Annotated in this window: 13 protein-coding genes; 12 read left to right on the top strand and 1 reads right to left on the bottom strand. The window is 40.2% G+C overall.

The window, feature by feature from the left end; genetic code table 11:
• Positions 1-51 precede the first annotated feature (51 nt).
• From VGB26_06420 to purF, 12 genes are all read left to right on the top strand, one after another.
• Entirely contained in the window at positions 52-327 is a 276-nt protein-coding gene (locus tag VGB26_06420; GenBank protein ID HEX9757420.1) for a MerR family transcriptional regulator, read from the top strand.
• A gap of 150 nt (positions 328-477) precedes the next feature.
• A complete protein-coding gene (locus VGB26_06415) occupies positions 478-1,251 on the top strand; it encodes a chemotaxis protein CheW (GenBank protein HEX9757419.1) in 774 nt (257 codons plus the stop codon).
• Between the two features lie 51 nt (positions 1,252-1,302).
• A complete protein-coding gene (locus VGB26_06410; protein ID HEX9757418.1) occupies positions 1,303-1,779 on the top strand; it encodes a chemotaxis protein CheW in 477 nt (158 codons plus the stop codon).
• A 168-nt stretch (positions 1,780-1,947) separates the two neighbouring features.
• Positions 1,948-3,150, top strand: a complete 1,203-nt coding sequence (locus VGB26_06405; protein ID HEX9757417.1) for a response regulator — start codon at positions 1,948-1,950, stop codon at positions 3,148-3,150.
• Between the two features lie 13 nt (positions 3,151-3,163).
• Complete coding sequence (locus tag VGB26_06400) at positions 3,164-5,155, top strand: HEAT repeat domain-containing protein (GenBank protein HEX9757416.1); 1,992 nt, start codon at positions 3,164-3,166, stop codon at positions 5,153-5,155.
• Between the two features lie 29 nt (positions 5,156-5,184).
• Entirely contained in the window at positions 5,185-6,021 is an 837-nt protein-coding gene (locus VGB26_06395) for a CheR family methyltransferase (protein ID HEX9757415.1), read from the top strand.
• Between the two features lie 4 nt (positions 6,022-6,025).
• Positions 6,026-7,120 (top strand): chemotaxis response regulator protein-glutamate methylesterase, encoded by a 1,095-nt coding sequence (locus VGB26_06390; protein HEX9757414.1) that lies wholly within the window; start codon positions 6,026-6,028, stop codon positions 7,118-7,120.
• Positions 7,121-7,330: 210 nt separating this feature from the next.
• Complete coding sequence (locus tag VGB26_06385; protein ID HEX9757413.1) at positions 7,331-8,167, top strand: GAF domain-containing protein; 837 nt, start codon at positions 7,331-7,333, stop codon at positions 8,165-8,167.
• Between the two features lie 45 nt (positions 8,168-8,212).
• Positions 8,213-8,596: a response regulator gene (locus VGB26_06380; protein ID HEX9757412.1), complete on the top strand. Its 384-nt coding sequence runs from the start codon at positions 8,213-8,215 to the stop codon at positions 8,594-8,596.
• 114 nt (positions 8,597-8,710) lie between these two features.
• On the top strand, positions 8,711-9,403 hold the full coding sequence (gene purQ, locus VGB26_06375; GenBank protein ID HEX9757411.1) for a phosphoribosylformylglycinamidine synthase subunit PurQ: 693 nt from the start codon (positions 8,711-8,713) through the stop codon (positions 9,401-9,403).
• Between the two features lie 4 nt (positions 9,404-9,407).
• Positions 9,408-11,663: a phosphoribosylformylglycinamidine synthase subunit PurL gene (gene purL, locus VGB26_06370; GenBank protein ID HEX9757410.1), complete on the top strand. Its 2,256-nt coding sequence runs from the start codon at positions 9,408-9,410 to the stop codon at positions 11,661-11,663.
• A complete protein-coding gene (gene purF / locus VGB26_06365; GenBank protein HEX9757409.1) occupies positions 11,656-13,044 on the top strand; it encodes an amidophosphoribosyltransferase in 1,389 nt (462 codons plus the stop codon). The genes purL and purF overlap by 8 nt, the downstream gene beginning before the upstream one ends.
• Positions 13,045-13,055: 11 nt before the next feature.
• On the opposite strand, the gene VGB26_06360 is transcribed toward purF, so the two are convergent.
• The gene (locus tag VGB26_06360) at positions 13,056-13,988 is read right to left on the bottom strand and encodes a diguanylate cyclase (GenBank protein ID HEX9757408.1); all 933 of its coding nucleotides are present in this window, start codon (positions 13,986-13,988) and stop codon (positions 13,056-13,058) included.
• Positions 13,989-14,019: the final 31 nt, after the last annotated feature.

Genomic DNA, 14,019 nt, shown 5'->3' with positions numbered 1-14,019 from the left:
TTGTTTGCTTATTTTTAAGGGGAATCTACAACAACCCTGTGGATTGTTTTAATGACCCATCTTATGAAGGTATTGGAAAATCAGACATACGGCCCCAAAGATATTTGCAATAGGGTAGGAATATCCAACCGGCAATTGGAATATTGGGTATTAATTGGAGTGGTTGAACCTCTCTCAGAACCCCATGGGGTTAAGGTTTTCAGAAGGTTTACACAAGAAGATTTAGAAATACTTCTTCAAGTTAAAAAATTAACTGATGAGGGGGTGTTGGTAAGTCGGGCGGCTGAAAAGGTAAAAAAGGAAAGAAAAAAGGAGGAACCCTTATAGCGGGTTCACCCATTTGGCAGGGTAAGAATGAAGAATCAAAAAACATTTCCTGGTAAACAGAAATCGGAAAAAAATAAAAAAAGAGTGAAAAACAGAAGGACTTTAAGAAAAAGTGAACAAAAAACTGGTTCGAAAAAAAATACAAGTAGAATGGGAGATCCAACACCGACCAGGGACCCCACGATTCAAGAGGAAAAAGATTCGAGTTACTTAGTTGAATCAAAATTAAACGAAAAAAAAACAGAGAAAGTCCAATTGGAAGAAAATGAAGAATCTAATGTTACTATCTCCTCTCATGAACCCATTAAAGATAAGAGTTCCTGCTCCCGAGGTAATTCTGTAATGATGGAACCTTTGAAAAAATATTTTGCTCACACCCATGTTTCAAAAGAAGGGAAAATGGGGTTACCAGATCATGATGAGGGGTGTGAAGGAAAACATGAATTTGAACAAGGGGATGAGGGTTTTTACCTCAGAGAGTACCTTGCATTTATGTTATCCGGGGAGGAATATTCCGTCGATATCATGATGATTAAAGAAATAATAAAACCCGTTGAATTTACACACGTTCCCCGAGCCCCTGAAATTATCATGGGAATTATTTCCCTGAGAGGAACCATTTTGCCCATTTTAAATTTAAGGAAAAAAATGGGTTTAATAGATTTTCCCGTAAATCGTCAAGCACGAATTGTTGTGGTTTCATCTGAAAAGGGATTGGTGGGTTTGTTGGTGGATTCGGTTACTGGAGTGGTTAGAATGTCTGAGCCTGATATTGAACCTCCCCCTTCGGTGTTGAATGAAGTTGAAACGGTTTTTATAAAGGGGGTTGGTAAGTATCGGGACCGGTTTATTATTTTTATGGATATCAATAAGGTTCTTTCTGGTGACTTTTCTCCTTCTGCAGAAGGAAAGGTAAGCGTTTAACCCTTAAAGGCGCGGGGAATGATAATAATCGAGTATTTAGGAGGATAGGTAATGGCAGAAACTAAAAGCATGTCTTCCCCCTCCACCGTTCAGGTTGTTGATTTTATTAATGGCAATGATGAATATGCGATAGAGATTCAATATATTATTGAAATCATAAGTTTTCGGGATCCTGCAACGGTTCCCGGTTCCCCCGAATTTGTTGAGGGTGTGGTGGATCTTCGAGGACAGGTGATTCCCGTTATCAACTTAAAAAAAAGATTAGGAAAAAAAAGGGAGATTGATTCAAAACCAGGCCATATTCTGATTATCAAATTAAAGGATATGTTAATTGGAATATGTGTTGAAAAAGTTTTGGAAGTGACCCATATTCCCATTGAGAAAATTCAAAGTACACAGGACATTTTGAAGGGAGGCGATGTCAATTATGTAAAAGGGTTTTGTAAGGTTTCCAACCGTCTTCTTCTTTTATTGGATGTCACTCTGATTTTATCCGATCAGGAAAAAGAACTGTTAAATAGAGGATAAATGAAAGTTTTTAAGTTGTTTTTAATATTTCCTGTGAAGGGATAGAAAATTTTCCTAGGTAAAACCGGTGGGTAAACCAGAGATTTAAAGGAGCTCCTTTACCCATTTAAAATGAAAGAAAAAACAGCAGAATTTATTTTTTTAAAAACTATAGCCTAGAGGATTAACATGAACATACAATGTCCAAACTGTAAATCAAATTTTGATTTAGAAATATATTTCACTTCAAATGGCTCATCGGTTGATGCCGTTTGTGGCCATTGTAATGCAAAATTAAATTTATCCTTAACGGTAAAGGTTGAAACCGGAGAGGTCTTTTCCAACCAGCGAGCATCTTCAGAAACCGTTTTTTCGGAGGGAGCGAAACCACCCCTTTCCCAGGACAGGGGAACACCATTTAAAAAAGAGAAGGTGCTAGTGGCTATCGAAGGAGATACCAGCCGACAAGCCATTGTGGGTAACTTAACCCGGGCCGGTTTTCCCGTATTGGAAGCTGCCGGGGGTCGTGATGCCCTTGATCTATTACAAAAGGAGAAACCCGCTGTGGTGTTATTAGATGTGGGGTTACCACAAATGTTTGGATTTGAGTTGTGTGACATTATAAAAAAATCCCCATTACTCAAGGAAATAGGGGTAATCCTGGTTGCCTCCATTTATGATAAAACCCGTTATAAGCGACAACCCAGTACCCTCTATGGTGCAGATGATTTTATTGAAAGGCATCAAATTGAAGAGGAATTGGTTTCAAAAATTAATCAATTAATAAAAAATGAGAAAAATAAGGAAAAAAAATCCATATCTGAATCTGATCCGATTGAGCAATCTCCGAAAAAACCCATTGAGAGGGGGAACATTTCCCAAAGTACCGATCAGTCATTTGAAGTAAAGCCTATGGAGGAATTGCATCCAGGGATTAAGAGTAATTTACCCGTTTCACCCGGGGAAAACGGCCTTTCTAAAAAAGAAGGTATAGTTTTATCGCCGGAAACATCCATAAAGGGTGAGAATTTGCATCCTTTAAAAGGAAATGCTTTCCCTCACGAAATTACCCTTAGCGAACCCGCAATGAAGGCTTGCACTTCTGCTGTTACCGAAATCCCTCAAAAGGAGGAAAGAAAAGACAATTCTTCTGTTCACGATGGGGCCCGGCGTTTGGCCAGAATTATTATTTCGGATATTGCCCTTTATAACCAAAAGAATGTCGAGGCAGGCTTACAAAAGGGTAAATTTTCCGAGGTTTTAAAAAGTGAATTAGAAGAAGGTAAAAAACTTTACCAAGAGCGTGTTTCTCCAGAAATATTCAATTCCACTGATTATTTTGAGGAGGCCATCCAGGAATTTATTGCCAAAAGAAGAGCGAAGGTAAAATAAGGAATTTGATTTGATGGAAGAAATTTTAAAAAAATACCAGGAAAGCGAAATTGAAAAACGGTTAGAAACCATTAAGGGATGGGAACAGGAAAGGGAAAACTGCGCTATTCCCTGGTTAATTTTTGCTTTAGGGGACCCGGAATGGCGCGTTCGGAAAGCGGCCAGCTCTGCCTTACTTCAATTTGACCGTGATGTGGAATTGGTTGAAGCTTTAATTGGAGCCTTAAAAAATGAAAAGAACGCGGGTTCTCGAAATGCTGCCGTTGAAGTTTTGACGCATTTTGGGCATTTTTCTGTCTTCCCTTTGATGAGTATTTTTCGTGAAGTAGACCATGATGTTAAAAAATTTATTTTGGATATTTTAGGAGATATCGGTGATCCAAGAGCGACCCAATTTTTTGTAAAAGCGCTTAATGACAAAAATGAAAATGTCCGTTTAGCTGCGGTAGAGGCCTTAGGAAAATTTAAAGATAATCAGGTTGTCCCCAATTTAATATCTCTTTTAGAGTTTTCCAGTCCACTTTTAAATTTTACTATTGTGAGGTCCCTTGAATTGATCGGCGATTCTCGCGCTCTGGACCCACTGGTTTCTATGATGAATAAAAAAGGCCTGGAAAAAGTGGTTCTGGAAGCATTGGGAAGTTTTGGGGATTTAAGGGCGCTTAATCCTATTCTTTCATCCTTGCAAGGTGGGGGGAAATCAATTAAAAAATGTGCGGTTCGCAGTCTCCTAAAACTGAGCACTAAAATTTCCAAACACCAAGAAATATTGATTACCAGTCGTCTGAGAGAAATTTATTCACAGGGACTCGGCCATTTTTTAATGGAAGCCCTGGAAGACCCAGATTTAAAAATTAAAAGTGGGGCCGTTAAGATCTTTGGGTGGGTACGGGAATTTAAGGCAATAACGAAATTAATTCCCTTTTTAGAAGGAGACCTGAGAGATGTGGTGGTGGAAACGTTTATTCATTTGGGAAGGGAAGCCGTAGACGTCCTTATCATTGATATTTCAAGATACCCAGAGAAGGTCCGAGAGGAAATTGGTTTTGTCCTTGGAGAAATCGGGGATCGCCGAGCGGTTTCCGCTTTGATTCAGCTATTAGAGGATCCCGTGGGGCATGTTCGCCAATCGGGTGCGAATTCCCTTGGAAAATTAGGTGATCGAAACGCGGTTAGGCCTTTGATTAGAACCCTGGAGGACCCCTATCCCAATGTTCAGGAAGCAGTTCTTGAAGCCTTACTACTCATCGGGGGAGAGCAGGTGGTTCAATCCTTAAAGGGCATGGTTCATCATGATTCCCCAAGAATGAGGTGTCATGCCATTACCCTTTTGGGAAAATTGGCTCCCATGGAAAACCAGAATGAAATTTTTATGGCTTTGAAAGACGAAAACCCTGATGTTCGTAAAACCGCGATTACCGCCTTGGAAGGAATGCGCACAGAAGAGTCTACCTTGTGTATCCTGGGGGCTTTGGGGGATGAGGAACCCCAAGTTCGCCTATGTGCCCTAAATGTTCTTTTTCAGAATAATAAGGAGAATTGGGTTAAACATATGGCACCTTTAGCCAAAGATGAAAACATTTGGGTAAGGGCCTCCATTGCCAGGGGATTGGGGCATTTTGGGAAAAAAGGGAAACCTCTTCTTTTGGATTTACTAAACGATAAAGTTGGGGTGGTCCAGATTGCAGCCATGGAAGCTTTAGGTAAAATTCAAGAGACATCTGTTGTTCCTCTCATTTTGACAAAGGTACAGACAACGGATCCCGATATTAAGGTTGCCGCCATTGATTCTTTAGGGTGCATTGGGGACCCCAGTGTTAAAGAGTCTTTGAGGATTTTTTTAAAAGATACTCATTGGAACGTGCGAGCCGCTACGGCAAATGCTTTAGGAAAACTCAAAGATGCGGCGGTTCGTGAGTCTCTTTTGCGATTGGCCAATCACGATCAAGACTCCTTAGTTAGACAGTCTGCCAGGTTTGCTTTGGATCAAATTCAAGAAACCTAAGAAAAAATTTTTGAGATTATTAAAAAATAATGCAAAATATCATTGAACTGTCTAATGATGTCTATAAACTTCTCCGAGATATATTTTATGACCATTGTGGAATATTTTATGATGACAAATCTAAATATTTTTTAGAAGGGCGACTTCAAAACCGATTGCAAAAGCACCAATTTCACAATTTCAAGGATTATTACTATTTTTTAAAATATGACAGGAAAAAAGAGGAAGAGTTGGCCTATGTTATTGATCTCTTAACCATTCATGAAACTTATTTTTTTCGTGAAGAACGCCAACTGAAGGTTTTTTCTGAGGAAGTACTTTCGGAATTAGAGAAAAAGAAGGAAGATCGAAAAACCTTAAGGATTTGGAGTGCCGGTTGTTCTACGGGAGAGGAGCCGTATACCTTGGCCATGTTGATTATGCAGGAAGGTTATTTCCGGGATTGGAAGGTTGAAATTTTTGCAAGCGATATAAGCCAGCGGGTTTTACAAAGTGCACGCCGTGGAATTTATCAGCAACATTCGTTTCGATGTACAGACCCCTTTTTTGTGAAAAAATTTTTCCATAATGAAAACCATGGTTTCCGAATATCTGATGACGTTAAAAAGTATGTAACGTTTTTGTGTGTTAACCTCTTGGATATCAATAAATTGGCATTTATCAACACTATGGATATTATATTTTGTAGAAATGTAATAATTTATTTCGACCAAGAAGCAAAACGTAAAGTGATTGAGACGTTCCATCGAAAATTAAATCGCGAGGGGTATTTATTTTTAGGACATTCCGAGTCTTTGTTGAATATTTCTACTGATTTTGCCTTGCGCCATTTTAAGCATGATATTATTTACCAAAGGGGATCCTAAAAAAATGGATGGAAAGACAAAAATTAAAGTTTTAGTTGTTGACGATTCTGCTTTCTATCGCCAATCCATTATTTCCATGTTAAAGGCTTTTCCCGATATTGAGGTAATTGGTAGTGTGGCCAATGGGCATGAGGCCATGAGATTTGTTTTAAAAGAAAAACCAGATGTGATCACTCTGGATTTAGAAATGCCGGAAATGGATGGTTTTACCTTTCTCAGGTGGCTGATGCGAAATGCCCCGATTCCTGTTTTGGTGATTAGTTCCCAATCCGAGGCCGCAAGTGTATTTAAAGCCCTTGAGTTAGGGGCCGCCGATTTTATGGCAAAGCCCACAAAAAAAGCCTCCCTAGAAATAATGAATTTACAGGCGGAGCTTCGTCTCAAAATTGGTACCATAGTAAAAATTCCACCTGAAAAAATGAAAGTTCGGATTCAAGCACCCAGCCGGTTTTCCGGAGAGAGAATGGAGGCTAAAGTTTCAAGAGGATCATCTTACCGAAATTCAGTTGATCTCATTGCTATTGGTGCATCAACAGGAGGACCTCCCGCCATCCAAGCCATTATCACCATGATCCCAAAGGATTTTTCAACCCCGATCGTAATTGCCCAGCATATGCCACCTGTTTTCACCCATTATTTTGCGGAGCGATTGGATCGAATATCGCAATTAGAGGTTAAGGAAGCTGAACCCGGGGATATGGTAGGACCTGGGCGTGTATTAATTGCTCCTGGGGGTTCCCATATGGTTTTTGAACGAACGGGTGATTGTATTTTTGTTCGGATTCAACCTCCACAAAAAGGAGATCGGTATGTTCCCTCAATCGATTCATTAATGGCCTCTTCTGCAAATGTTTTTGGGCCTAAAGTTTTGGGGGTTTTATTAACGGGAATGGGTAATGACGGCAAAAAAGGAATGAGGAAAATTAAGGAAGGCGGGGGAATAACAGTGGCGGAGTCAGAAGAAACTGCTGTTATCTACGGAATGCCTAAAGAGGCAATCAAAGATGGAGTGGTGGACCGAATTTTACCCCTGTTGAGTATTCCTGAGTTTATTTTAAGCCGGGTTTCATTAGGGGAAGCAGTGGGGGAAAAGAGTTAGTAATAAAATTTTAAAAATTTCGTGTTTTCTTATTAATTGTTGGGGGACACGCTATTGAGTTTGGAGGGGCGTCCATTTAAAAAAATAATTGATTTTTTGATCGTTTAAGAGGAGTTTATTTTTCACTAATTGATCTCTAAAATCCTTGCTAAGCTTAAAGTGTTATGAATACATAAACCATTTTTTGGTGCTTTTCAGGAGAGTCAGAATATGGACAAGAACGAAAAAGATAGCGAATTAATGCGTAAAGCCGAAGATTTTTTGAGGATTTTTAAAAAAGGAGAAGAATTTACCCAAGAACTTCTCGTAGAAAATGAGCGACTTCGATTTAAAATCTTAAAAATGGAAGAAGAAAATAAGATCCATAACAAAAAAATGGGAGACCCAGAAATAAAAAAACTTCAAGATACCATTCAACAATTAGAAGATGAACGTCAAAAGCTTTTAAACCGTTACAAGGAGGTAGAAGAAGAGAATAAGGATTTTATTACGAAATATGTCGAGGTGGAAGAAGAGAATAATAATCTTGCGAATCTTTATGTAGCCAGTTACCAGTTGCATTCCACATTGGATTACAATGAAGTTTTGAGAATTATTATTGAAATTATTATCAATATGGTGGGTTCGGATCGATTTGGTATTTTCTTGCGGGATGAAGAATCCGATATGCTTTCGATTGCAGCGGCTGAGGGGATTGAAGGGGAAAAAACAAAAAGGGTAAAAATCGGAGAAGGTGTCATTGGTGAAGTTGCAAAAACCGGAGAGAGTTTTTTTGAAGAAGACCTAGAAAATTCAATACACACTTCTGAATTAGATCCCATTGTTTGTATCCCTTTAAAAATTAAAGAACATCTGATTGGGGTTATTGCCGTTTTTTCTTTATTTGAACAAAAAAAAGAGAAATTGACCAGGGTTGATTTTGAGCTTTTTTCCATGCTGGCAGGGCATGCGGCCACTGCTATTTTTAGCTCCAGGCTTTATTCTCAATCTGAACGGAAGCTTTCGACCATACAGGGATTTATCGATTTATTGGGCGGGAAAGTTTAGAAAAATACTGGGGTAGATTTTTTTTGTTAAAAGGTGGAGGGTTTTATGGGTGACATAAATTTTCTAATTGTGGAAGATTCACCAACCATGCGGCAATTAATTTCCTTTAGTTTGAAAAGAATCCGAAATTCCCGGGTTGTAGAAGCCACGGATGGTGTCGATGCATTAAAAAAACTCTCCGAAGGGAAATTTAATCTCATCATTGCGGATATAAACATGCCTCTAATGGATGGATTGAAACTATTGAGTCTAGTTCGAAAAGACCCAAATTATAAACAAACCCCGGTGATAATTGTAACCACAGAAGGAGCCGAGGTGGATCGAGAAAAAGGCCTTAAGTTAGGAGCCAATGCCTACCTTTCCAAACCTATCCAAACCAACGAACTGCTTAAAACTGTAAAAGAACTATTGCAAATTCAGGCTGAATAGGTGTAAAAAACTCTAGTCAGAGAAATTTTCCCGTTTAATAACCTGTTTTAGGCGAATCCATTCCCATTTAAAGCCCAATATAGTATAAAATGGATTTTTTGAAGGAGATGTATTTTGCGCTTTGGAATTCTTAATTTTCCCGGTTCAAACTGTGATCATGATTGTTATTGGGTGGTAAAAAACCTTTTTTCCCAAAATGTGGAGTTTGTTTGGCATAAGGAAACCTCGCTTTCTTCTTTTGATGTGATGATTATCCCCGGTGGATTTTCTTATGGGGATTATTTGCGTTGTGGTGCAATTGCGAGGTTTTCCCCGGTAATGAAGGCTCTTGAAAAATATGTTAAACAAGGGGGGCTGGTTTTGGGGATTTGTAATGGTTTTCAAATCCTTCTTGAATCAGGAATTTTGCCCGGGGTTATGCTCAGGAATCAATCCTTGAAATTTGTGTGTAAGGATGTTTTTTTAAAGGTTGAAAATAACCGAATTCCTTTTACCCGGTCTAACCAGGAAAATGATATCTTAAAACTTCCCATTGCCCATGCGGATGGGAACTATTTTGTCGATTCCAAAACCTTGAAAGAAATGGAAAAGAACCACCAAATTGTTTTTCGATATTGTAATGCCGAAGGAAAATTGTCTGAACCCAGTAACCCTAACGGTTCCCTTCACCATATTGCCGGAATTTGTAATAAGGAGGGAAATGTCTTGGGTTTAATGCCCCACCCTGAAAGGGCGTGTGATCCTCTGTTTCAACAAGTGGATGGCCGAGTCATTTTTGATTCATTAATTCATTCGAGGATTTCCTAATTCGATGAACAAGGTTCGTGAAGATTTAATTAAACAAATGGGGCTGACCGAAGAGGAATATTTGAAAATTTGTGAAATTTTAAGCAGAGAGCCTAATCCCGTAGAGCTGGGCATTTTTTCAGTGATGTGGAGTGAACATTGTAGTTATAAAAGTTCTAAGCGTTTTTTAAAAAAATTTCCAACTCAAGGTGATTGTGTAATTCAGGGTCCAGGGGAAAATGCCGGAGTGGTGGATATTGGGGATGATTGGGTGGCTGTCTTTAAAATTGAAAGTCATAATCATCCCTCTTTTATTGAACCGTTTCAAGGGGCGGCAACCGGGGTTGGGGGAATTCTTCGCGATATTTTTACCATGGGGGCCAGGCCAATTGCCTTATTGAATTCCCTTCGTTTTGGTCCCTTGGAATTACCTAAAAACCGATATCTTTTTAATGGTGTTGTTAGTGGAATTGCCAGTTATGGAAATTGCATTGGAGTTCCCACGGTGGGAGGAGAAATTTATTTCAACGAGATCTATTCAAAAAATAATTTGGTAAATGTCTTTTGTTTGGGAATTGCAAGGAAAGGCAATATTATTCGGGGAAGAGCGGATGGGATTGGTAACCCTATAATGTATGTAGGGTCAAAAACGGGAAGAGATGGAATACATGGGGCCACCATGGCTTCAGAGTCATTTGGGTCCCAGTCCAATCAAAAAAAACCCATGGTCCAAATTGGGGATCCCTTTACTGAGAAACTCCTTTTAGAGGCCTGTTTGGACCTTATAGAAAAAAAATTATTGGTTGGGATACAGGACATGGGTGCTGCTGGGTTAACCAGCTCAAGCATTGAAATGGCGGGGCGATCGGATAACGGAGTTCGATTGGATGTTTCCCTTGTCCCGAAACGTGAAGAAGGAATGACCCCTTATGAAGTTATGCTATCAGAATCACAGGAAAGAATGCTTTTGGTTGTAAAAAGTGGGAAAACAAAAGAAGTCGAGAATATTCTCGGAAAATGGGACCTGGAGGCGGTGGTGATTGGGGAGGTCATAGCTGAAAAACGGATATATGTGATGGAGGGCGATCGAAAGGTAGCGGATATTCCGATTCACGGTTTAATTGATGATGCCCCCGTCCTTGAACGCCCTTTGGCTCCCCCTCCTTTTTTGGATCAACTTCAGGCTTTGAATCTAGAAGTTTTGAAAGAACCAGATGATTTCAACGAAATCCTTTTAAAACTGATTGGTTCCCCTTCTTTAGCCAGCAAGCGGTGGGTATATGAACAGTATGACCACATGGTGAGAACCAATACCGTGGTTTTACCAGGAGGAGGGGCCTCAGTCATACGGGTAAAGGGAACCCAAAAGGGATTGGCCTTAACCGTTGATGGAAATAGCCGTTATTGTTTATTAAATCCCTATTTAGGTGGGCAAATTATTGTTGCAGAAGCGGCCCGAAATGTGGTGTGTGTCGGAGCCCGTCCCCTTGCTTTAACAAATTGTTTGAATTTTGGAAATCCAGAGCGGTTAGAAGTAATGTGGCAGTTTGCTTTGGCGGTTGAAGGGATTTCGGAAACCGCACGGCAATTCAAAATTCCGGTTGTGAGCGGCAACGTAAGCTTCTATAATGAAACCCAAGGAGTAGGAATATATCCCACTCCGGTGATTGGATTAGTCGGGCTGATGGAGGATGTTTCACTTTTTACCACCCCCTGGTTTAAGAATGAGGGAGACCTAATACTTCTTTTAGGGAAAACATTGGAGGAGTTGGGCGGGACCGAATATCTGCACCTTGTTATGCATCAGGAGAAAGGCCTTCCCCCTTCCTTGAATCTTTCCTTAGAGGAAAGGGTGCAGCGGGTTTGTTTCAAGGCCATTCAAAATCGTTTGCTTTCATCGGCTCAAGATTGCTCAGAGGGGGGATTAATGGTTGCACTGGCGGAGAGTTGTTTCCTTTCACCGGGACATTTATTAGGGGCGGAAATTAATTTAGAAGCCAGTGGAATACGGCTAGATGCTTTGTTATTTGGTGAAACGCAGTCCCGAATTATCGTTAGTCTTTCTGAGAAAAACCTTGAACCCTTAAAAAACCTCGCAAACTCAGAAGGGGTGCCATGGCAGATTTTGGGTCGTGTAGGTGGAGACCGTTTAACCGTGTATGAGAAAAGTAGAAAAAAAATCCCTTCCCCTGTTATTTCCCAAAGGGTTAATAGTTTGAGGGAAATATGGGAAGGGGCCATCCCTCTATTGCTTGATCAGGGAGGGGCCTCATATGTTTGATAAATTCAAAGAGGAATGTGGTGTTTTTGGGATCTACGGACATCCTGAAGCCGCACATCTTACCTATTTAGGAATTCATGCCCTCCAACACCGTGGACAAGAAAGCGCCGGGATTGTTTCTTTTGATGGCAAAGAATTTTACCAAGAGAAGGGAATGGGTTTGGTTTCAGAAGTTTTTTCTGAGTCCAAATTGCGAAAGCTCATGGGGTATATGGCTGTTGGCCACAACCGGTATTCTACCACAGGAGAAAGTTTTTTAAAAAATGCACAGCCCCTGGTCATGAATTATGCCTTAGGAACCCTGGCCATTGCCCACAATGGGAATTTGATTAATGGGGGAGTCCTTCGGGATGAACTTGAGGCGTATGGTTCGATTTTTCATACCACAGTTGACACAGAAGTCATTATGCATTTGGTGGCGCACTCAAAGGAAAAGGCTCTATTAGGGAGAGTGATTGATGCCTTAAGGCAGGTTCGTGGAGCGTTTTCACTTCTTTTCCTATCCGATGAGGGTTTGATTGCGGTTCGTGATCCCCATGGTTTTCGACCTCTTTCTTTAGGACGCCTAAAGGACGCATATGTGGTTTCATCCGAGACCTGTTCTTTTGATTTAATTGAAGCAGATTTTGTCCGGGATATCGAACCTGGGGAACTCGTCTTAATTAATCGTGACGGAATTTCTTCTTTGAATCCTTTTTCCCCTTCAAAACAGGCGTCATGTGTATTTGAATATGTTTATTTTTCCAGACCGGACAGTATTGTTTACGGGCAAAGTGTCCACAACATTCGAAAACAGCTGGGAAAACAATTAGCCATGGAAAAAAACGTGAATGCCGATTTGGTTATTGCGGTACCGGATTCGGGTGTTCAGGCCGCTCTTGGTTTTGCGGAAGGAGCCAATCTTCCTTATGAAATGGGGTTAATTCGAAGTCATTATGTAGGAAGGACCTTTATTGAGCCCCAACAATCTATCCGCCATTTTGGGGTAAAATTGAAATTAAATGCAGTGAGAAGTGTTATTGAAGGGCAGCGGGTGGTGGTTGTGGACGATTCCATTGTCCGGGGTACCACCGCCAGGAAAATTATTAAAATGATTCGGAATGCGGGAGCGAAAGAAGTTCACGTCAGGATCAGTTCGCCCCCTATTGTTTCCCCTTGTTTTTACGGAATTGATACCCCGCGAAAAGGAGAATTGATCGCTTCCTCTCAAGCGGTAGAAAAAATACGTGATTTTATCACCGCAGATACCCTTGAATATTTAAGTGTAGAGGGTTTGCTCAAAGCAGCTGGTGGTTCCAAAATTGGATTTTGTACAGCCTGTTTTACAGAAAACTATCCCATCCCAATCACTCGGGAAAATAACCAACTGGATTTATTTTAGTTGGCCTTTCTTCATATGACCTTATTACGTCCCGCCCGTTTTGCCGCATAGAGGGCTTCATCAGCGCATCGAATCATATCCTGAAAGTTTTGAATTTTCGGATGAGGAAACCCGGAAACCCCAATGCTGACGGTTATGGAAATAGTGTTTTCCATTCTTTCTAAAAAAGGAAAAGATTCAATGTCACATCGTAAACCTTCTGCAAATTTAAGAGCTTCTTCCTTGTGGGTTTGACACAAAAATAAAATAAATTCCTCTCCCCCAAACCGGGCTGCAACATCATGGGAACGGCATAAGGATTTTAACATGTGAGCAACTTCTTGTAAAACCTGGTCCCCGTTTTGGTGGCCAAAGGTGTCATTAATGGTTTTAAAGTGGTCAATATCCAATAATAGACATGCTAGGGGAAGCTGGAACCTTTGAGCCCGTTGCAGTTCTATGGATAGTCTTTCATTGAAATAACGTCGATTATAAAGTTTGGTCAGATGATCTGTTACCGATAGTTCTTTTAATTTTTGATTCAACTTTTCAAGCTCTTGGTTTTTTTCCTTTAATTCTTCCTGCATCCCCTTCGTTTTCAATAAATTTTTAACCCTTGCCAAAAGTTCACTTTGATCAAAAGGTTTGGTCAAATAATCGCTGGCTCCCATTGAAATTCCTTTGATTTTTGATCTTGAATCCTTTTCGCTAGTTAAAAGAATAAACGGTAGGTCTAGGTACTTTTCATGATTCCTAATTAAGGATAGAAGTTTATAGCCATCCATTTGGGGCATAACCACATCAGAAATGACAAAATGAATTTCGTCTCGTAATAGGATTTCAAGTGCGTTGATCCCATTTTCGGCTTCTAGAATCAGGGAGAAAAAGGAGCATGATTTTAATGAGTTTACGATAGATTCCCTAATCGATGAGGAATCTTCAACGACTAATAAGGTTTTTTCCATGATTTACGAAGGTTTTTGGGTTAAGTTGGTT

It is taken from the genome of Nitrospiria bacterium (assembly GCA_036397255.1).
GTDB lineage: Bacteria > Nitrospirota > Nitrospiria > DASWJH01 > DASWJH01 > DASWJH01.
This window is presented reverse-complemented; position numbering and strand designations above follow the sequence as displayed.